The organism is Sphingomonas sp. (assembly GCF_041661825.1).
Taxonomy (GTDB): domain Bacteria; phylum Pseudomonadota; class Alphaproteobacteria; order Sphingomonadales; family Sphingomonadaceae; genus Sphingomonas.
Genome location: NZ_JBAZTU010000002.1, coordinates 738,730 through 759,524, shown reverse-complemented (window position 1 = coordinate 759,524; position 20,795 = coordinate 738,730). Strand labels below are relative to the sequence as shown.

General features: G+C 65.3%; 19 protein-coding genes. 12 read left to right on the top strand and 7 right to left on the bottom strand.

All coding sequences use genetic code 11. The annotated features are described in order from the left end of the window. The first annotated feature begins 24 nt into the window (after nucleotides 1-24). The 9 genes from WC729_RS10875 (at nucleotide 25) to WC729_RS10835 (ending at nucleotide 9,633) form a co-directional block, all read left to right on the top strand. Nucleotides 25-636 (top strand): NADH-quinone oxidoreductase subunit J, encoded by a 612-nt coding sequence (locus WC729_RS10875; RefSeq protein WP_372852489.1) that lies wholly within the window; start codon nucleotides 25-27, stop codon nucleotides 634-636. Then, nucleotides 633-938 (top strand): NADH-quinone oxidoreductase subunit NuoK, encoded by a 306-nt coding sequence (gene nuoK / locus WC729_RS10870; RefSeq protein ID WP_372852487.1) that lies wholly within the window; start codon nucleotides 633-635, stop codon nucleotides 936-938. The genes WC729_RS10875 and nuoK overlap by 4 nt, the downstream gene beginning before the upstream one ends. Nucleotides 939-942: 4 nt before the next feature. After that, entirely contained in the window at nucleotides 943-3,057 is a 2,115-nt protein-coding gene (nuoL, locus tag WC729_RS10865; RefSeq protein WP_372852485.1) for an NADH-quinone oxidoreductase subunit L, read from the top strand. Continuing rightward, on the top strand, nucleotides 3,054-4,586 hold the full coding sequence (locus WC729_RS10860) for an NADH-quinone oxidoreductase subunit M (protein ID WP_372852483.1): 1,533 nt from the start codon (nucleotides 3,054-3,056) through the stop codon (nucleotides 4,584-4,586). Before nuoL ends, WC729_RS10860 begins: the two co-directional genes overlap by 4 nt. Next, a complete protein-coding gene (gene nuoN / locus WC729_RS10855) occupies nucleotides 4,583-6,022 on the top strand; it encodes an NADH-quinone oxidoreductase subunit NuoN (protein WP_372852481.1) in 1,440 nt (479 codons plus the stop codon). Before WC729_RS10860 ends, nuoN begins: the two co-directional genes overlap by 4 nt. 47 nt (nucleotides 6,023-6,069) lie before the next feature. Then, entirely contained in the window at nucleotides 6,070-6,783 is a 714-nt protein-coding gene (locus tag WC729_RS10850) for a biotin--[acetyl-CoA-carboxylase] ligase (protein ID WP_372852479.1), read from the top strand. A gap of 11 nt (nucleotides 6,784-6,794) precedes the next feature. Then, complete coding sequence (locus tag WC729_RS10845; protein WP_372852477.1) at nucleotides 6,795-7,580, top strand: type III pantothenate kinase; 786 nt, start codon at nucleotides 6,795-6,797, stop codon at nucleotides 7,578-7,580. Between the two features lie 129 nt (nucleotides 7,581-7,709). Then, on the top strand, nucleotides 7,710-9,347 hold the full coding sequence (locus tag WC729_RS10840) for a ribonuclease J (protein ID WP_372852475.1): 1,638 nt from the start codon (nucleotides 7,710-7,712) through the stop codon (nucleotides 9,345-9,347). A 4-nt stretch (nucleotides 9,348-9,351) separates the two neighbouring features. Further along, nucleotides 9,352-9,633, top strand: coding sequence for a DUF1467 family protein (locus WC729_RS10835; protein ID WP_372852473.1), 282 nt, complete (start codon nucleotides 9,352-9,354; stop codon nucleotides 9,631-9,633). A gap of 155 nt (nucleotides 9,634-9,788) precedes the next feature. Here the strand turns inward: WC729_RS10835 and bfr are convergent, their stop codons facing one another. The 6 genes from bfr to purL form a co-directional block, all read right to left on the bottom strand. Further along, nucleotides 9,789-10,274, bottom strand: coding sequence for a bacterioferritin (gene bfr / locus WC729_RS10830; protein WP_372852471.1), 486 nt, complete (start codon nucleotides 10,272-10,274; stop codon nucleotides 9,789-9,791). Between the two features lie 97 nt (nucleotides 10,275-10,371). Continuing rightward, nucleotides 10,372-10,542 carry a bacterioferritin-associated ferredoxin gene (locus WC729_RS10825; protein ID WP_372852469.1) on the bottom strand — a complete coding sequence of 57 codons (171 nt, stop codon included), beginning with the start codon at nucleotides 10,540-10,542 and terminating at the stop codon, nucleotides 10,372-10,374. A 79-nt stretch (nucleotides 10,543-10,621) separates the two neighbouring features. Beyond that, nucleotides 10,622-11,896, bottom strand: a complete 1,275-nt coding sequence (locus WC729_RS10820) for a DUF418 domain-containing protein (RefSeq protein ID WP_372852467.1) — start codon at nucleotides 11,894-11,896, stop codon at nucleotides 10,622-10,624. 30 nt (nucleotides 11,897-11,926) lie between these two features. Next, complete coding sequence (locus WC729_RS10815; RefSeq protein ID WP_372852465.1) at nucleotides 11,927-12,418, bottom strand: hypothetical protein; 492 nt, start codon at nucleotides 12,416-12,418, stop codon at nucleotides 11,927-11,929. Between the two features lie 52 nt (nucleotides 12,419-12,470). Further along, a complete protein-coding gene (locus WC729_RS10810; RefSeq protein WP_372852463.1) occupies nucleotides 12,471-12,884 on the bottom strand; it encodes a hypothetical protein in 414 nt (137 codons plus the stop codon). A gap of 112 nt (nucleotides 12,885-12,996) precedes the next feature. After that, nucleotides 12,997-15,213 (bottom strand): phosphoribosylformylglycinamidine synthase subunit PurL, encoded by a 2,217-nt coding sequence (gene purL, locus WC729_RS10805; protein WP_372852461.1) that lies wholly within the window; start codon nucleotides 15,211-15,213, stop codon nucleotides 12,997-12,999. 105 nt (nucleotides 15,214-15,318) lie between these two features. On the opposite strand from purL, the gene WC729_RS10800 reads away from it, so the two are divergent. Both WC729_RS10800 and WC729_RS10795 read left to right on the top strand, forming a co-directional pair. Next, entirely contained in the window at nucleotides 15,319-16,266 is a 948-nt protein-coding gene (locus tag WC729_RS10800; protein ID WP_372852459.1) for a homocysteine S-methyltransferase family protein, read from the top strand. A gap of 81 nt (nucleotides 16,267-16,347) precedes the next feature. Continuing rightward, nucleotides 16,348-18,348: an FAD-dependent oxidoreductase gene (locus WC729_RS10795; RefSeq protein WP_372852457.1), complete on the top strand. Its 2,001-nt coding sequence runs from the start codon at nucleotides 16,348-16,350 to the stop codon at nucleotides 18,346-18,348. Between the two features lie 435 nt (nucleotides 18,349-18,783). Here the strand turns inward: WC729_RS10795 and WC729_RS10790 are convergent, their stop codons facing one another. Further along, nucleotides 18,784-19,512 carry a helix-turn-helix transcriptional regulator gene (locus WC729_RS10790; protein WP_372852455.1) on the bottom strand — a complete coding sequence of 243 codons (729 nt, stop codon included), beginning with the start codon at nucleotides 19,510-19,512 and terminating at the stop codon, nucleotides 18,784-18,786. Nucleotides 19,513-19,894: 382 nt separating this feature from the next. Between WC729_RS10790 and WC729_RS10785 the strand changes: the two genes are divergently transcribed. Further along, a complete protein-coding gene (locus tag WC729_RS10785) occupies nucleotides 19,895-20,794 on the top strand; it encodes a hypothetical protein (RefSeq protein ID WP_372852453.1) in 900 nt (299 codons plus the stop codon). Nucleotide 20,795: the final 1 nt, after the last annotated feature.

Genomic DNA, 20,795 nt, shown 5'->3' with positions numbered 1-20,795 from the left:
GAATCCGAGGGGCCTCCTGATTCCGTGATACAGACACTCGCCTTTTATCTGTTCGCCGTGATGGTGCTGCTGTCGGCAGCGCTGACCATCACCGCGCGGAACCCGGTCCATGCCGTGCTGTGGCTGATCCTCGCCTTCTTCAACGCGGCGGGGCTGATGGTGCTGCTCGGCGCCGAGTTCATCGCGATGCTGCTGATCATCGTCTATGTCGGCGCGGTCGCGGTGCTGTTCCTGTTCGTCGTGATGATGCTCAACATCGATTTCGCTGAGCTGCGCAGCGGTTTCGCGCGCTACCTGCCGATCGGGCTGGTGCTCGCGATCGGCCTTGCCGCCGAGATCATCGTTGCGATCGGCGCTTACGGCGCCGGCGCGATCGAGCTGAGCCGCCGCGCGTCGCCGATTCCCGATGACGTGCCCAACATCGTGGCGATCGGCAACCTGCTCTACACCCGCTACCTGTTCATCTTCGAAGGGGCCGGCCTCGTCCTGCTCGTCGCGATGATCGGCGCGATCGTGCTGACTCACCGCGAGCGTGGCGGCACCCGCCCGCAGAACATCAACCGCCAGGTCTCGCGCCGGCCGCAGGATGCGACCCGCAACACCCAGCCTGGCGTAGGGCAGGGGATCGAGCTATGATCGGCCTGACGCATTATCTCGTCGTTGCGGCGATCCTGTTCGCGCTCGGCGTGCTCGGCATCGTCATCAACCGCAAGAACCTCATCGTCATGCTCATGGCGGTCGAACTGATCCTGCTCGCGGTAAACCTGAACCTCGTCGCCTTCTCCGCCTATCTCCACGATCTGGTCGGGCAGGTGTTCGCGATGTTCGTGCTGACCGTCGCCGCCGGCGAGGCCGCGATCGGGCTCGCCATTCTGGTCATCTACTTCCGCGGACGCGGCACGATTTCGGTCGACGACGTCAACCGGATGAAGGGGTAATTCGTTGATCCTCCTCATCGTCTTCCTGCCGCTGCTCGCGGCGATCGTCGCAGGCCTGGGCAACCGGGCACTCGGCAACACCGTCGCCAAGTCGATCACGACCGGCGCGCTGTTCGTCTCGTGCCTGCTGAGCTGGCCGATTTTCATCGAGTTTCTAACGGCAGGCTATAGCTCCGGAACAATGGTTTTCGACGCGAACGCCATTCCGGGCGGCGGCGTCGTAGTACCGGTATTCGACTGGATCCGCTCAGGCGATCTGAATGTCGCCTGGGCGCTTCGTGTCGATGCGCTGACCGCGGTCATGCTGGTGGTGATCACCTCGGTGTCCGCGCTCGTCCACCTGTATAGCTGGGGCTATATGGCGGAGGATCCGGATCAGCCGCGCTTCTTCGCTTATCTGTCGCTCTTCACCTTCGCCATGCTGATGCTGGTGACCGCGAACAACCTGGTCCAGATGTTCTTCGGCTGGGAAGGCGTCGGTCTCGCCTCGTACCTGCTGATCGGCTTCTGGTTCAAGAAACCCAGTGCCAATGCCGCGGCGATCAAGGCGTTCGTCGTCAACCGCGTCGGCGATCTCGGCTTCATGCTCGGCATCTTTGCCACTTTCCTGGTGTTCGGCACCGTCTCGATCCCCGAGATCCTCGCCGCCGCGCCCGGCATGGCTGGGTCGACCATCGGCTTCCTCGGCCATCGCTTCGACACGATGACGATCATCTGCCTGCTGCTGTTCGTCGGCGCGATGGGCAAGTCGGCGCAGCTCGGCCTGCACACCTGGTTGCCCGACGCAATGGAAGGCCCGACCCCGGTCTCGGCGCTGATCCACGCCGCGACGATGGTCACCGCCGGCGTGTTCATGGTCTGCCGCCTGTCGCCGATGTTCGAGACGAGCCCGTTCGCGCTCCACGTCGTGATGACGGTCGGCGCCGCGACCTGCTTCTTCGCCGCGACCGTCGGCCTGGTCCAGACCGACATCAAGCGCGTCATCGCCTATTCGACCTGCTCGCAGCTCGGTTACATGTTCTTCGCCGCCGGTGTCGGCGCGTACAATGTGGCGATGTTCCACCTGTTCACGCACGCCTTCTTCAAGGCGCTGCTGTTCCTCGGTGCCGGCTCGGTGATCCACGCGATGCACCATGAGCAGGACATGCGTTATTATGGGGGCCTGCGGAAACACATCCCCGTGACCTTCTGGGGCATGATGGCGGGCACGCTCGCGATCACCGGCGTCGGCATCCCCGCCGTGTTCGGCAACCCGCTCGCGATCGGTTTTGCCGGCTTCCATTCGAAGGACGCGATCATCGAGGCAGCCTGGGCGGCCGGCCAGGGCGGCGCCTCGATCGTCGGCATGATCGTCGCGCTGCTGACCAGCTTCTATTCCTGGCGCCTGATGTTCCTGACCTTCTGGGGCAAGCCGCGCTGGATCCAGTCCGAGCATATCCAGCACGCGGTGCATGATGCGCATGGCCATGACGATCACGCGCATGCCCATGACGCGCATCACGACGATCATGGTCATGCGCATGATCATGGCCCAGCAGATCAAAATGGGGGCACCGGCGGCTATCATCCGCATGAGAGCCCGCTGTCGATCCTGGTCCCGTTGATCCTGCTGTCGATCGGCGCGGTCGCTGCCGGCTTCGTCTTCCACGGCTATTTCATCGAGCCGACCGCGGGCGAGCATTATTGGAGGGGCAGCGTCGCCTTCAGCGAGCATCTGATGCATTCGATGCACGAGGTGCCGCTGGGCGTGAAGCTCTCCGCGACGATTGCGATGCTGCTCGGCCTGTGGGGTGCCTGGATGGCCTATATCCGCAACCCGGGCTTCCCGGCGAAGCTCGCGGGGCAGTTCAGCGTGCTCTACGATTTCCTGCTCAACAAATGGTATTTCGACGAGCTCTATAACATCCTGTTCGTCCGCCCCGCTTTCGCCCTTGGCCGCCTCTTCTGGCACCGCGGCGACGAGAAGACGATCGACCGCTTCGGGCCCAACGGCTCGGCCTGGGTCGTCGCACTCGGCTCGCGCGTCGCCGGCAGGGTCCAGACTGGATATGTCTACACCTATGCCTTCGTCATGCTGATCGGCCTGACCGCCGCTGTTACCTGGGCGATCACACGATGAGCGGTATTCCCATCCTGTCGCTGATGCTTGCGATCCCGGCGATCGCCGCTGTCGCGTGCCTGTTCGTCAGCGCGAACGCAGCGCGCTGGATCGCGCTGATCGCGACGCTGGCCGATCTGCTGCTCGGCATCGGCCTGTGGGCGCAGTTCGATATCGGCGGGCCGCAATGGCAGTTCGTCGAGGCGCACGAGAATCTGTTCGGCCCGATCGGCTGGAAGCTCGGCATCGACGGCTTTGCGCTGATGCTGATCATGCTCAGCGTGTTCCTGATGCCGATCTGCATCGGTGCCAGCTGGGTCGCGATCGAGAAGCGCGTCCAGGAATATATGTGCGCCTTCCTCGTCACCGAGCTGCTGATGATCGGCACCTTCGCGGCGCAGGACCTGTTCCTGTTCTACATCTTCTTCGAAGCCGGCCTGATCCCGATGTACCTGATCATCGGCATCTGGGGTGGCGCGAACCGCATCTACGCGTCGTACAAATTCTTCCTCTACACCTTGCTCGGCTCGGTGCTGATGTTCATCGCGATGCTGTGGATGGCGCAATATGCCGGCACCGCCGACATCCCGACCCTGCTCAACACCGATTTCCCGGCGCATGCGCAGACCTGGCTATGGCTCGCCTTCTTCGCCTCCTTCGCAGTGAAGATGCCGATGTGGCCGGTCCATACCTGGCTGCCCGACGCGCACGTGCAGGCGCCGACCGCCGGGTCGGTCATCCTGGCCGGCGTGCTGCTGAAGCTCGGCGGATACGGTTTCCTGCGCTTCTCGCTGCCGATGTTCCCGGAGGCGTCGGCCGAGTTCGTCTGGCTGATCTTCGGCCTGTCGGCGGTGGCGGTGATCTACACCTCGCTCGTCGCACTGGTGCAGTCCGACATGAAGAAGCTGATCGCCTATTCGTCGGTCGCGCATATGGCGATCGTGACGATTGGCCTGTTCGCGTTCAACCGCCAGGGCATCGAAGGCGCGATGGTCGTCATGCTCAGCCACGGCCTGGTCTCGGGCGCGCTGTTCCTCTGCGTCGGCGTGATCTACGATCGGCTGCATACTCGCGAGATCGACCGCTATGGTGGCCTCGCGATCAACATGCCGCGCTACGCGCTGTTCTTCATGCTGTTCACCATGGCGTCGGTCGGCCTGCCCGGCACCAGCGGCTTCGTCGGCGAGTTCCTCTCGCTGGCCGGCACCTACAAGGTCTCGACCACCGTCACCCTGTTGTGCACGACCGGGATCATCCTCGGCGCCGCCTACATGCTCTATCTCTACCGCCGCGTCGTGTTCGGCGATCTGACCAAGGATGACGTCCGCGCGATGCCCGATCTCAGCTTGCGCGAAATCGCGCTGCTCGCCCCCATTGCGGCGGTGGTGCTGTGGATGGGCGTCTATCCGGAAAGCTTCCTCGCCCCGATGCGCGGTGATGTCGCCACGCTCGAGGCGCGCATTGCCCGTGCCGCACCGGCCGGTGACTCGTTGCCGACCGCAGGCAAGCCCGCTGCTCCGTCGGCTCATCATGGGGAGGCACATCAATGAACGCCTCGCTGCTGATGACCCTGCCGGAACTGGTGCTGACCGCTGGCGCGCTGATCCTGATGCTCGCTGCCGCCTGGGGCGGCCAGGCCTCGACCAAGGCGATTTCCTGGACCTCGGTCGCGGTGCTGATCGGTGCCGGGATCGCGCTGTGCGGCCCGGCTTCGTCGGGTGGTGAAGCGTTCGACGGTCTGTACCGTGCCGACGCCTTCGCCGCCTTCGCGAAGGTCCTGATCTACATCGCCGCCGCGGTGGCGATCATCATTGCCCCGCGCTTCTTCCAGCAGACTTCGGGCGACGATCTGCGCCCGGAATATCCGGTCCTGATCCTGCTCTCCGCCATTGGCATGGGCATGATGGTGTCGGCCGGCGACCTGCTGACGCTGTATGTCGGTCTCGAGCTGCAGAGCCTCGCCGCTTATGTGCTGGCAAGCTTCATGCGCCGCGACACGCGGTCGGCCGAAGCGGGCCTCAAATATTTCGTGCTGGGCGCGCTGGCGAGCGGCATCCTGCTCTACGGCATCAGCCTGGTTTACGGTTTCAGCGGTACGACGCTCTTCTCGCTGATCGCCGACGCATACGGCGCAGGCCATTCGCTCGGCCTGACCTTCGGCCTGGTGTTCGTCTTTGCTGGCCTCGCCTTCAAGATCAGCGCGTTCCCGTTCCACATGTGGACGCCCGACGTCTACGAAGGCGCGCCTACCCCGGTGACGACCTTCTTCGCCTCCGCCCCCAAGGTCGCGGCGATGGCGCTGTCGGTGCGCGTGGCGGTCGAGGCGATGGGCCCGGCGACCGACCAGTGGCGCCAGATCGTGATCTTCGCCTCGCTCGCCTCGATCATTTTCGGCGCGGTCGCGGCGATCGGTCAGACCAACATCAAGCGCCTGCTTGCGTACAGCTCGATCAACAATGTCGGCTTTGCGCTGGTCGGTCTCGCCTGCGGCACGGCCGAGGGCGTGTCGGCGGTGTTGATCTACCTGACCATCTATGTCGCCATGACGCTCGGCAGCTTCCTCGTCGTGCTCCAGATGCGCGACCAGAGCGGCCAGCCGGTGGAGACGATCGCGAGCCTGTCGGGCATGTCCAAGACTCAGCCCGCCCTCGCGCTGGCGCTCGGCCTGTTCATGTTCAGCCTGGCCGGCATTCCGCCGCTGCTCGGCTTCTACGCGAAGTTCGTGGTGTTCCAGGCGGCCGTGCAGGCCGGGCTGTTCCCGTTTGCAGTGGCCGGCATCGCGGCTTCGGTGATCGGTGCCTATTATTACCTGCGTGTCGTGAAGACGATGTACTTCGATGATGCTGCGACGGCTTTCGCGCCGGTCGGCAGCAAGGTCGAGGGCGGGCTGATCGCGGTTGCCGCGACCTTCGTCTCGCCGATCGGCTATCTCGCCATCCCGTGCCTCGGGATATGGGCCGCGGCCGCCGCCAAGGCGCTGTTCTGACGCATACGATCCGTACCGTCGCCGAGACGGGGTCGACTAACGCCGACATGCTGATGCTTGCCGGCACCGGGGCAGGCGAGGGCCTCTGGCTCCGCGCCGAGCGCCAGACCGGCGGCCGCGGGCGGCAGGGCAGGGCCTGGTCCTCGCCCGAAGGCAATCTCTACGCGTCGACCTTGGTGCGGCTGCGCCCGCACGACCCGCAGGCTGCCACGCTGGCGCTGGTGGCCGCTGTGGCGCTCGAGGAGGTCACTTCTGCTTACCTGTTCCCCCGCGAAGGCCGGGGCCCAGCATCGGGCCGCCCGCAACTGGGCCCCGGCCTTCGCCGGGGAACGCTTATCAAGTGGCCCAACGATCTCTTGCTGGACGGTGCAAAGCTCTCAGGCATTCTCCTTGAGCGCGCTGGGGATGCCGTGGTCATCGGCATGGGCGTCAACCTCGCGCACCACCCGACCGACCTCGAACGCCCCGCCACGAGCCTCGCAGCGCATGGCGCCGCCCCTGACCCGGCCGACTTCCTAGAAACCCTTGCCGACGCGTTCGAACGCTGGCTTGGCATCTGGCGCGTCGAGGGTCTTGCCCCGATCCGCTCCCGCTGGCTCGAACGCGCGCACGCCCCCGGCACCGCGCTCACCGCGCGCCTGCCCGATGGCGGCGCGATCGACGGCCTGTTCCAAGGCCTGAACGGCGATGGTGCGCTCATCCTGCGCTTGGCGGACGGATCGAGCCGTGTCATTCACGCCGCCGACGTCTTCCTGATCTGAGGCCGATAGACATGCTGCTCGCGATCGATGCCGGCAATACCAACGTGGTCTTCGCGCTCGTCGATAGCGGGACGATCAAGGCGCGCTGGCGCATCGCGACCGACCCGCGCCGCACTGCCGACGAATATGCCGTCTGGCTCAGCCAACTCCTGACGCTGGAAGGCTATGACCGCGGTGCGGTCACCGGCGTGATCATCGCCACCGTCGTCCCGCGCGCGCTCCACAATCTCCAGACGCTCGCGCGCAAATATTTCGGCGGCGAGCCGCTGATCGCCGGCGAGCCGCCGGTCGAATGGGGCATGCAGCTCGACGTGGAGGAGCCGCACGCCGTCGGCGCGGACCGGGCGGTCAACATGATCGCGGCGCACGCGCTCCATGCCGGCGACCTGATCACGATCGATTTCGGCACTGCGACCACCTTCGACTTCTCGGACTTCCGCGGCGCGTACAAGGGCGGGATCATTGCGCCGGGCATCAACCTGTCGCTCGACGCGCTCGTCACCGCAGCGGCCAAGCTGCCGCGCATCGCGATCGAAGCCCCGGCGGGCAACATGTCGGTCATCGGCCGCGACACGGTCAGCCAGATGCATATCGGCATCTATTGGGGCTATATCGCGATGATCGAGGGATTGGTCGGCCGGATGAAAGCGGAGGTCGGCCGCCCGGTAAAGGTCATCGCGACCGGCGGCCTGGCGACGCTTTTCGAGAAGCAGACCGACGTTTTCGACGTGATCGAACCCGACCTCACCATTCAGGGGCTGGCGATGTTGTGGGATCGCGCCCATATAGGGGGCTGATGTGCGATCCCGGCAAGGGATCCCGTGGCGTTACCGCCACCCCCATCGCGACATTATTCAGCGCTGACCGCGCATCCAGTACGTCCCCGCAGTCGCGCGGACTCCACGACAAGAAAGAACAAAAACTACGTGACTCCCAATAACGAACTCCTCTTCCTGGCCCTTGGTGGGTCGGGGGAGATCGGCATGAATGTCAATCTCTACGGCTGCCGCGGCAAATGGCTGATGGTCGATTGCGGCATCACCTTCGCCGACCCCCAATATCCGGGCATCGACGTGATCCTGCCCGATCTCGCCTTCATCGAGGAACAGATCGACAATCTCGTCGGCATCGTGCTCACCCATGGCCATGAGGACCATATCGGTGCGCTGCCCTATCTCGCCGAAGACCTCGGCGTGCCGCTCTACGCGACGCCTTTCACCGCCGGCCTGATCCGCGGCAAGCTCGAGGAAGAGGGCAACGCCGACCGCGTCCGCCTCAACCTCGTGAAGCCCGGCCAGCGCATCGATATCGGCCCGTTCGGCGTGAACTTCGTGCCGATGTCGCACTCGATCCCCGAAGCGAACGCGCTGCTGATCGATACGCCGTACGGCCGCATCTTCCACACCGGCGACTGGAAGCTCGATGCCGCGCCCGTGCTCGGCAAGCCGGCCACGCCGGAGCAGCTCGAAGTGATCGGCGATGAGGGCGTGCTCGCGCTCGTCTGCGATTCGACCAACGTCTTCAACGCCGAGCCCTCGGGCTCCGAGGCCGAAGTCCGCGTCGGCCTGTCCGAGGTGATCGCCAAGGCCAAGGGCCGGGTGCTCGTCACCACCTTCGCCTCCAATGCAGCCCGGTTGCACACGCTTGGGCTGGTCGCGCGCGAGACGGGGCGCAAGCTCTGCGTCGCCGGCCGCTCGCTCGACCGCATCCTGAAGGTCGCCCGCGCGACCGGCTATCTCAAGGATTTCCCGGAAACGGTCGATCCCGATGCCGCGATGCGCCTGCCGCGCAACAAGGTGCTGATCGTCGCAACGGGCGGGCAGGGCGAGGAGCGCGCCGCGCTGGCGCGGGTCGCCTCGGGCACGCACCCGATCAGCCTCGATGCCGGCGATACCGTCGTCTTCTCGTCGAAGCAGATTCCGGGCAATGAAGTCGCCATCGGCCGCATCCAGAACCAGCTCGCCACCAAGGGTATCGAGATGATCACGGAGCGCCAGGCGCATGTCCACGTCTCCGGCCATCCCGGCCGCCCCGAGCTCGCGGCGATGTACCGCTGGATCCGCCCCGAGATCCTGATGCCGGTGCACGGCGAGATGCGCCACCTGATGGAGCAGGCCCGGTTCGGCCTGTCGGAAGGCATCCCGCGCGCCCTGGTGCAGACCAATGGCGATATCGTCCGCCTCGCCCCCGGCGCGCCGGAGAAGCTCGGTCATGCCCATGTGGGCCGCCTGGTGCTCGACGGCGACGTGATCCTGCCCGGCGATGGCGCGACGATCAACGAGCGCCGCAAGCTCGGCCTGTTCGGTCAGATCTCGGTCGCGGTGGCGATCGATCGCGGCGGCAAGATGATCGGCCAGCCCCAGGTTCGCCTGCAGGGCATCCCGGTCGAGGAGGATCGCGATCCCTTCCTCGACGAGGCAGTCGATGCCGTGGCGGAGGCGACCCGCAAGGGCGGCCGCGACCGCGACAAGCTGCGCGAGGATATCCGCCTCGCCGCCCGCCGGGTGGCGACGCGCTGGACGGGCAAGAAGCCCATCGTCGACGTCTTGCTGATCGAGGCCTGATCCGATGCGCTGGCCGTCGATGCTCGCGATCTACTTCCTGTTCTGGGCCTTTTCGGTCTTCCTCGTCCTGCCCTTCGGAGTCAGGACGGCGGACGAGGCAGGAACCGAACGCGTGCCCGGCCAGGCCGAAAGCGCGCCCCATGAATTCCGCGTGGGGCGCACGGCACTGCGCGTGACGATCGTCGCGACGATCCTCTTCGGCATCTTCCTGCTGAACTATTATTACGGCTGGGTCACGCCCCAGACGCTGGACTTCTACGGCCTGTCGAACGAGGCCGCTTCTTAATTCCCCTCCCTGAAAGGGAGGGGTTAGGGGTGGGTGCGCGCGTCTGCGCGCTCAAAGACTCATCACCGTCATTACAAACAGCAACGGCGGGGGCATCGAGCCCCCGCCGCCGCTAACCCACCCCCGGCCCCTCCCTTGCAGGGAGGGGAGGTCACTCAACCGTCGTCGTCAGCCGCCTTGCTCTGCAGCTGCACATAATTGGCGATGCCCATGCGCTCGATCATCTCGAACTGGCGCTCGAGCGTGTCGACATGCTCTTCCTCGCTGTCGAGGATGCGGCGGAACAGGTCGCGGCTGACATAGTCACGGACCTTCTCGCAATGTTCGATCGCGTCGCGCAGCAGGGGCAGCGCCTCCATCTCGAGTGCGAGATCGGCCTTCAGCACTTCCTCGACCGTCTCGCCGATGCGCAACCGCCCGAGCAGCTGGAAATTGGGCAGGCCGTCGAGGAACAGGATCCGCTCTGACAGCATGTCGGCATGCTTCATCTCGTCGATCGATTCGTGCTTCTCGAACTCGGCGAGCTTGCGCACGCCCCAGTGATCGAACAGCCGATAATGCAGCCAATACTGGTTGATCGCGGTCAGCTCGTTCTTGAGCGCCTCGTTCAGATAGTCGATGACCTTGGGGTCGCCCTTCATGTCGTGTCTCCGTGATGCCTGCGCAATCTAGCGCAGAACAGGGACTCCGAACAGGCGAAAAATGGCGGAAATCTGCGGTTTTCTGGGCTTGCGAACGCTACGCAGCCGCACGCTCTTCATCGATAATGGCTCGCGCGAACGGCACGCACTGGCCGCATTTCGGCTGGCGGCCAAGCGTGCGATAGGCCTGGCAGGCGCTTTTCGCCCCGCCGCGTGCCGCCTCGCGCACATCCTGCTCACGAATCGCATTACAGATACAAACGACCATGGGTGCTCCCTCGCCTGACCATGATCTAGGGCTAATGCGAACTACTCGCAAGCGCTTTTGCGCATCACTCGCAGAAGGCTCAATCGCCCCCGGCGGCCCCGCGCATCGGCTGGAACCGCATTCGCGCCAGCGATCGCCACAGCCATTCGAGCGGACCGAATCGGAAATGCGCGAGCCAGGGCTTCGACCAGAGCAGCATCAGCACCCACACCCCGATCACCACCGGATAGAGCTGCGCGCGCGAGAAATGGCCGTACCAGCCGAGCCCATAACCGTAGAACAGAGTCGAGCAGAGGATGCTGGTGCCGAGATAGTTGGAAAAGGCCATGCGCCCCGCTGCCCCGATCCGCGCGACGATCGCGCCGCCCGACCGAGCGAGCAGCACGATCAGGCACGCCCAGCCGATGATCATCAGCGGCCGGAACAGGGCGGGCAATGCAAGCGACCCGAGCATCAGCGGGAACATCGCGAAACCCCGCGACGCCACATACCAGGCAAGCACCGAATAGGCCGGCACGCCGGTCCCGAAACCGATGACGATCCAGCGCAGATAGCGCTTCCGATCCCAGTCGCCGGTCAGCATCCCCGATTTCAGGCACGCCATGCCGAGCAGCATATAAGCCAGCGTCTCCGCCCCGACAAAGGCGACGGTCTGCAAGGTCGTCGTCAGCGCCTTGGCCAGCCGGTGCGCCATCAGCGCCGGATAGGGCCCGCGATGCAGCGCCAGGTCCTTCGCCAGCGCCTCGGGCGTCGGCACGCCGAATCCGCGCTGGAACTCCTGATATTGGCGGACAGCCTCGGCGCTCGGCTTGGGCGCCTGCATCGCGATCTCGCTCGCGCGCACGCTCATCGTCACCGAGGAGATCAACGCGAACTCGACCAGCAACAGGATGATCGCGATCGCGACCAGCTTGTGCGGCGCCGCCTTGCGGAACAGGTACGCGATGCAGCCGATCAGCGCATAATGGTGGAGGATATCGCCCCACCATAACAGGATCATGTGCGCCTCGCCGAACAGGAACAGCCAGAACATCCGCGAGAAATGCACCTTGGCCGGGCTCTCGCCCTTCGCCGTCGCCAGGTCGATCACCAGCAAGGTCGAGGCGCCGAACAGGAAGGAGAACAGCCCGCGCATCTTGCCGTCGACAAGGACGAAATTGAACGCCCACACCGCCAGATCAGCGCCCGTGTGTCCGCCAAAGGCAGCCGGGTTCATATAGGCGACCTCGGGCATCGCGAACGCGACGATGTTCATGATCAGGATGCCCATCACCGCGACCCCGCGGATCACGTCAAGCGTCGCGATCCTGCGCGGCCCGGTCGCGGGCGTCGCCATCTCTTCCGTCGTCGTCATGCAGTCCCCCGGTGCAGCGCGTGCGGCAGCTTACATCAAGTCGGAGGTGAATCGCCACCGGGTCGCCGATCGGGCGACCAGTGCGATCGGGATGCCGACCAGCACGACATGGCTGAACAGCTGCATTGCCACTTCCGTGGGATCGATCACCGGGAACATGGTCGGCCAGCGCCACGGCAGCACGACCCAGTACATCACGCTCCACAGCACCAGGCCGTATCCGACCCCGCTCAGCACGGCGAGCCGGTTGAGCAGCGCGATGCGCCCGGCGAGCACCAGATACACCGCCGCCATCACCGTCATGATCGCGAAATGCAGCACCAGGCCGCCCGCGGCGAGCGTGACCGGCCCGACTGCCTCGCTGTCGAGGATCGCTCCGCCGACGCCGCGCAGTACGCCCAGCGGCGATCCCCCCGCCATGATCGCGAAGGCGAACGCCGACAATATCTCGAGCGTCCCCGCAATCACCGTCGCGATCACGATCGCCCGCGCGAGCGCCTTTGAAGAATAGCTGGACTCCACGATCCTGCTCCTGCCCCGTTGGGGAGAAGCTATCGGCCGCAATCGGCCCGGTCTACGCCGTCCTGAGGCTCTTTCGGATCATCAGTTTCAATCCGGACCACTTCTCGTCGACCGCGCAGACTTTCACATCGACCAGCCCCGTCGGCAACGCGACCTCGCGCACGACATTCTCGGTGATGTCGGTATCGGTCTTCGCCGCCTTTTTCGGCCAGGACACCCAGAGGAAGCCCGCCGGCGCGAGCAGGTCGCGCAAGCCCGCTACCTCGCGGACCAGGTCCGCGCGCCGCGTCACGAAGATATGCGCCGCTTCGATCCCGGCGGAAGGTGCCGCCTGCTCCGACAGCCCGAGCGCGTCCACCCCGATCTCGGCCCGCACGCTGTCCGGCATGTCGAGGAACCAGGCGCGCATGCCCGGTTTGAGCCCGAGCTTCTGCGCAAGCGGCGTGCCGGAATATCCTGCGGTCATGGCCTGCCCCTAACCGTCACCCCGGACTTGTTCCGGGGTCCACTGATCCAAACGCACGGGCGATTGTGAGGCACGGTGGATGTCGGAACAAGCCCGGCATGACGATTGTGATTTATACGATCGTGTCGCCCATGAGGGTCGGAAAGAACCCCTCATGCGCCGCGCGCAGATCGGCCAAGGTCACGACATGGTCGTCGTCATGCAGCTCGAAGATCAGCCGCCCGGCGATGGTCCGCCCGATCCGCTCGACGTCGATCCCGGCAGCACCAGCGCCCGCCAGCGTGTCGAGCAGCGCATGGTCGGCGACCGTCACGACATACAGCCCCTGGTCTTCGCCGAACAGCGAACAGGCCACGCCGCAGGGCAGGGGGGCATGCAGCATCGCGCCGATGCCGCTCGCCAGCGCCATCTCGGCGATCGTCACCGCGACGCCGCCGTCGGAGACGTCATGCACCGCGGTGAATGCGCCCGAGGCGATATGCGCGCGCACGAACTCGCCGTTCCGGCGTTCCGCGGCGAGATCGACCGGCGGGGGCGGGCCCTCCTCGCGGCCATGCACTTCGCGCAGCCACAAGGACTGGCCGAGATGGCCGGAGCGAGTCCCGACCAGCAGGATGACATCGCCAGTGCCCTTGAAGGCGATCGTCGCCGATTTCGACCAGTCGTCGAGCAGCCCGACGCCACCGATCGCGGGGGTGGGCAGGATCGCGCTTCCCGTGCCGTCGTCATTCTTCGTTTCGTTGTAGAGCGACACATTGCCGCTCACGATCGGGAAATCGAGCGCGGCGCACGCCTCGGCCATGCCCTCGATGCAGCCGACGAACTGCCCCATGATCTCGGGCCGCTGCGGGTTGCCGAAATTCATGCAGTCGGTCGTGGCGAGCGGCTTCGCGCCAACCGCGGAAAGGTTGCGATAGGCCTCGGCGATCGCCTGCTTCCCGCCCTCATAGGGATCGGCAAAGCAATAGCGCGGGGTGCAATCCGTGGTGATCGCCAGCCCTTTGTTGGTCCCATGCACCCGCACGACCGCGGCATCGCCGCCCGGGCGCTGCACCGTGTCGGCGCCGACCATGTGGTCGTACTGCTCCCAGATCCAGCGGCGGCTGGCGATATCGGGCGACGCCATCAGCGTCAGCAGATCGGCTGCGATATCGCTCGTGTCGGGCACATTGGTCAGCGGCGCCGGCGGCGGGGTCTTCACCCAGGGCCGGTCATAAGCCGGCGCTTCGTCGGCCAGCGGCCCGAGCGGAATGTCGGCGACCGTCTCGCCCTGCCACTTCAGCACCATGCGCCCGGTATCGGTGACATGGCCGATCACCGCGAAATCCAGCTCCCATTTGTGGAAGATCGCCTCGGCAAACGCTTCGCGGCCGGGCTTGAGCACCATCAGCATGCGCTCCTGGCTCTCGCTCAGCATCATCTCGTACGGCGTCATGCCGGTCTCGCGCTGCGGTACCGCATCCATCACCAGCTCGATGCCGACGCCACCCTTGGACGCCATCTCCACGCTCGAGGAGGTAAGCCCCGCCGCGCCCATATCCTGGATCGCGACGATCGCGTCGGACGCCATCAACTCCAGGCACGCCTCGATCAGCAGCTTCTCGGTGAACGGATCGCCGACCTGCACCGTCGGGCGCTTCTCTTCCGAATCCTCGGAGAAATCGGCCGAGGCCATGGTCGCGCCGTGAATGCCGTCGCGCCCGGTCTTGGAGCCGACATAGACGATCGGATTGCCGATGCCCGACGCGGCCGAATAGAAGATCTTGTCCTGCTCGGCGACGCCCACCGTCATCGCGTTGACCAGGATGTTGCCGTCATAGGCACGGTGGAAATTCACTTCGCCGCCGACCGTCGGCACGCCCACGCAATTGCCGTATCCGCCGATGCCATGGACGACGCCCGCGATCAGATGCCGCATCTTGGGATGATCGGGCCGACCGAAGCGCAGCGCGTTGAGATTCGCCACCGGCCGCGCACCCATGGTGAACACGTCGCGCAGGATGCCGCCGACTCCCGTCGCCGCGCCCTGATAGGGCTCGATGTAGGACGGATGGTTGTGGCTCTCCATCTTGAAGATCGCGGCCTGGCCGTCGCCGATATCGATGACTCCCGCGTTCTCGCCCGGGCCGCAGATCACCTGGGGGCCGGTGGTCGGCAGCTTTTTCAGATGGATACGGCTGGATTTGTACGAGCAATGCTCGGACCACATCACCGAGAAGATGCCGAGCTCGGTCAGGTTCGGCTCGCGCCCCATGGCGTGCAGCACGCGCTCATATTCTTCCACGGAAAGCCCATGCTGGGCGACGATCTCGGGGGTGATCTGGCTCATGCCCGCGGGCTTTAGCGGGGCATGGCCAAGCGGGCTAGAGCCTTCCGAGAGGTGCCGGATCGGTCCGAATCATGCTATGGGCGAAACGGATCGAGGGAGGGCAGGATGGACGCACGTTTCGCAACCCCGGAACCTGGCGTGTTGTACCTGACGGAGGGCGGCCAGGAAACCGAGATCATGTACAAGTTCGGCTATGATCTGCCGCACTTCGCGATGTTCACCCTGCTCGATAATCCGGCCGCGGTCGGGGAACTGCAGGGCATGTATCGCCGCTATCTCGATACTGCGGCGCGCCATGGTTTTGGGGCCTTGATGGGCGGGCTCGACTACCGGGCGAGCCCCGACTGGGCCGCGCTGCTCGGCTATTCGGCGTCGGGCCTTGCCGAAGTACAGCTGCGCTGCATCGATTTCCTGTACGACACGGCCGCACCCTATCAGGGCCAGCTTCCCGCGATCCGCATCGCGGGCGTTATCGGTCCTCGCGGCGATGCCTATTCGATCAATCGAACCATCACCGAGGAGGAGTCGGAGGACTATCACAGCGCGCAACTCGAGACCCTGGCCAGAACCGGTGTGGACATCGTCAGCGCGATGACCTTCAATTCCGTGCCGGAGGCAGTCGGCTTGTCGCGCGCCGCCGCGACATACGGCCTGCCGCTGTCGCTGTCCTTTTCGCTCGATGCCGCGAGCAGGCTCAACTCCGGCCCGTCGCTGCGCGAGGCGATCGACGCGGTCGATACACAGGCCGGAGAATCGCGCCCCGCCTTCTATGGCATCAACTGTTCGCACCCGCTCGAATTCGAACCGGCGCTCGAACCCGGCGACTGGATTCTCCGTTTGCGCAGCCTCAGGCCCAATGCAGTCTCGATGGACAAGATTGAGCTTTGCCAGCTCGGCCATCTGGAAAGCGGCGACCCCGCGGATCTCGGCCGACGCATGGGCGCACTGGCGGCACGCTATCCGCATATCGATGTGTGGGGTGGATGCTGCGGCACCTGGGAAACCCATCTCGACCGCATCGCCGAACAGGTTCTCGCGGCGCGCCGGCAATAGCGCGGTCTTGGTTGTGGTCCGACTCGCCGCTGCAATATCGCGCCGCTACGATCCCGCCGGGACACAGGGGGACACTCGACGATGCGCGATCCGTTCAATCCGCTGCAGGCGGCGATCCTCAAGGCGTTGACCGAGGCGCTGTTCCACGGCGTCGACATGAAGATCCCGCCCGAGCGCGTCGTCGCCAATCTCCAGCACCAGTTCGGCATGGTCGAAGGCGGCAAGCCGCGCGAGATCGGTTTCACCCTCTATCTGATCTGCCTGCTCATGGGCGGCCCGCTCTTCCTGCTGATGGGCCCGGCCTGGCGCAAGCGGCGCGTGGCGAAGCGGCTCCAGCGCAGCCGCAACAATCTGATGCAGGATCTCGCCCGCATCCGGGGCATCGTCTATGCCGGCTATTACGGCCACTGGATCGGCGCGGCCGAGGTCGACAATGATGCCAATCCGGTGCTCCAGGCGATCGGTTTCGAGCTGCCTCATCAGCGCAAGCGTGGCGTCCGCGAAGTGCAGATCGAGCCGTTTCCCGGCCGCGACCTCGCGCATGACGATGTGCTCGACCCCAGCGAGGCGCCCGCTTCCGCGGACGTGATCGTCATCGGCTCGGGCGCCGGCGGCGCTGTCTCCGCCGCCAATCTCGCCCGCCATCACGACGTGCTGGTGATCGAGGCCGGCCCGCATTTCCCCTCGGGCGCGATCACGCACGAGGAACGCCGCATGACCGCGCGCCTCTTCGTCGATGGCGGCGTGCAGACGAGCCGCGACCACGACATCGTCGTCTTCCAGGGCCATTGTGTGGGCGGCTCGACCGTCATCAACAACGGCATCGCGCTGCGCGTGAAGCAGGATGGCCTCACGCACCCGCAGGCGAACGACGTGTTCGCCACCTGGGCCGCGCTCGGCGCGCCGGTCGACACGGCGCGGTTCGAGGCTTCCTATCGCGCGGTCGAGACCCGGCTCGGCATCGAGCCGATCGACCCGAGAAGCGGCCGCAACAACGGCACCCATCTGCTCAACGGCTGGGCCGCGCATGCCGCTGCCAGTACGGACCCGATGGACACCGCCGCGCCAGCGCTCTGGTTCAGCAAGAATTACGGCCCGCGCAGCCTCAAGGCGGACTGCGCCTATTGCGGCTATTGCAACACCGGCTGCCCCTATGGCCGCAAGCAGGGCATGGCCCAGTCCTTCCTGATCGACGCGCGCCGCTCGGGCGCGCGCATCCTCGCCGAGACCAGGGTCGAGAAGATCGTCTGGGGCGATCCCGATGGCGACGGGCGCCGCGTCGCGACCGGCGTGGAGGTCCTGCTCCCCGATGGCACCCGCCGCACGATCCAGGCGACCAGGGGCGTGGTCGTCGCCGCCGGCACGATGGCGTCGAGCCGGATCCTCGACAAAAGCGGCATCGAGGGCACGGGGCAGGGCATCTCGCTCAACATCGCCTGCCCGGTGGTCGCGCTGATGCCGGGGCAAGTCCGCGCCTGGGACGAGGATCAGATGGCGACCTATGTCGATCGCGGCGATTTCCTGCTCGAATCGCACTTCCAGCCGCCGATGAGCATGTCGACCCTGATGCCCGGCTGGTTCGGCCGCCATGCAAATCGGATGCTCAACTACAACAGGCTCGCCTCCGCCGGCATCCTCTTCCCCGCTGACCGCCAGGGCCGGCTGATCGGCGGCACGCTTCACTTCAAGCTGCGCGCCGATGTCGAGCTGCCTTTGCTCCGCCGCGCCCTCGGCACGCTTGCGAAAGTCCATTTCGCCGCGGGTGCCACCGAAGTCTATCCAGCCCTCGCCCGCGGCCAGACGCTACGCAAGGGCGAGGATGTGGACGCCTTTTTCGACCGCCACATCGGCGAGGCGGACGACGTCACTTTGTCCAGCTCGCACCCCCAGGGCGGCAACGCCCGCAACGCCGATCCGGAAAAGGGCGTGGTCGACCTGGATTGCCGCGTCCATGGCACCGCGAACGTGCTGGTCACCGACGCCAGCACCTTTTCGAGCTGCATCCGCGTGAACGCGCAGCTCACCACCATGGCGATGGCGCATTACGCGACGGCGACCGATCCCTTCGTCAGTGCGTCCTGACCACGGCATGCAAAAGGGGGGCGTCGTGAATAGATATGCTGATCCGGGTTGCCTTTTTTACCAGTTTGCGTGGCAGTCGGGGTTTTCGCGGGACGGAAAAAAGCGGGGCCATGCTGCTGCTGTATCCAGCCGGCAGTCCATATCCGTCTGGCGCGCAATGCGCCGCTGCGCGGCAGCGGGGGGAAACCCCTCACCGTTCGACTATCCCAATTTCGGCGGCAATCCCCATCGGTTTCTCCTCGATAGAAACGCACGGAGGATCAGACGCGCGGTTCGTTTGGGGATGCCACGCGAAATTCTGGAGCGGCGTGGTCTGTTCGACGCACTGAGGCATCACCAGGCATTCCGGGCGTTTCGTAAAACGATGAAGATGTCTCCCGCTCAGCTTTCCCGGACGCGATGGTCACATTTTCGGTGACGTCACCGAAATACTCGTCAACGCGTTCTGAACACCAGTTGGAAGGGCTGGGCGGGCATGCCCGTCACGGACTTGAAGTTCATATAGGGCGCCCGGTTAAACCAGATCTCGTAGCGCCGGCCCGGCAGCGTCGTGCAACGGAGCGTGAAGGTCCGCCCGTCCGCTGAAACCTGCGGCCGCGGCTCGCACGCCGGATAGGTCTCCGCCGACATCTGGACGAAGGAAAAGCTCCCTTCGCGCATGGGCTGGTCGAACGTGACCGAGAGCGTGAGCGGCCCGGAGGGGATCGTGTCGCCCCGTGCCGGATAGGTCGCGACGACTCTTGGGGCGGCGGCTGGGGCCGGGCCTTCGCTCTTCTGGTCGGGCGCAGAGACCCAGAACAGGATCGAGGACAGAGTCAGGAATATCATGAGGATTGCTCCACCTGCATAGAGAAACAGGCGGTTGCCGCCTGCGGTCCGCATCGCGTCCCGGGGGCGAACAGCCATGGTGGAGCCCTGGTCGCCAACCCCGATATCCTTGTCCCCAAGGAATTTGGGGTCGCCAGCACCCGACGCACACAACAGGCGCGCCGCCTCGCGGCTGCTCGACACCCCAAGCTTGCGCCGCGCGTCCCGCAGCCGCTCGTTCACGGTGTGCACCGATAGACCAAGGGCATTCGCCGCGGATTTGGCGTCATGGCCGGCTAACAACAGGCGCAACACCGCGCGCTCCCGCTCCGAAAGGCTGGCGACACGGTCAGTCAATCGCGGCTCCTGCATGCTCGATCCCGGTCGAGTTTGCAGGCGCCGGAGGACGGCATCAAGGGGCGTCCGGGGACACTAACTATGTCGACCGAAATTTTGGAGCGGCGTGGTCCGTTGGTGCGCTAGGTATCACCTGATTTAGATTCGGGGACACTATACTAAATTCTACGTGGACCGCCCCCTGGAGTGTACCCCTGAGATGAGACACGATAATTAGGGACAGTGCGCTGCTGTCATGGTCGCCGGCAAATTCTCCACCCCGATCTTCTCCGGAGACCGCCGCGTGATTTTCGCCGTGCCGAACAGCACGTCCCGGAAGAACAGCAGACTGCCGAACTCGCGCTGTATATAGACCGCTGAAGTGACGGGAACGGGAAACGGAATGACCTGGCTTGCAGGTTCGATCGCGATCGCGATAGCGATGCTCGGCACACCGGTAGCTGCGGTCGCCGCAGAGGATCGAATGATCGCGACGGCCTGTCCGGTCGACCAGGGGCTAAGCGACTTGGCGGCCGGCTCGGATTTGATTGTCCTCGGCAGAATGGACCTGCCGACAGCAGAACTCTCCAGGCGAGCGCAACAGAAAGCGCCCGAGTGGTTGAACATCCCGGTCGAGGTCACGCGCACGCTGAAAGGCGAGGACTCGAAAAAGGCTATAGTCCGCGTCTACCCGGTCGACGAAACATATAAGCCGTCGAATGCCGCCTTGCTCCAATTGGCAGGCGCTCCGTCCCTTCTCTTCCTCACACGGGTGGATGAGGGGGAGGCCGGCCTCTATTTCGCCGGGTATACGCCCTCTGCGCTGCGGCCCGGATCGGAAAGCGAGGTTGCGGCCGTCACGGCCGAGGTCGCCCGTCAGAACGAAATACTGCGCGTCTGGCGCACGACCCCGTCAGCCCCTCACGAGCGGGCGGTTCGCGATCTCCTCTCCCGTCTCGGCCAGGTGAAGGGCGGGGCGCAGCAACAGCTGTTCGACCGGCTGGTCGCGCTGGGCCCCGAGGCGGTCCCGGCGCTCGTATCGCAGATGGATGACCGCCGTCCGCTCGCGGAGAAGTCGATCTCTCTGGTGAACCACGCTGCGGACGCTTTCGAGGGGACGCGGCATTATGGACCCGAACTCGTCGTAGATGCGCTGGACGCTATCCTGAACCAGATAACCGGGGCGAGCTTCGGATCGATCGTGAACGGCGGCTCAGATCGCGAACGTGCGGCGACCGTCGCTGGATGGCGCGTCTACGCCGCTGATCTCCACTGTCGCGAATCCGCGTCAAAAGGCAGGTAGC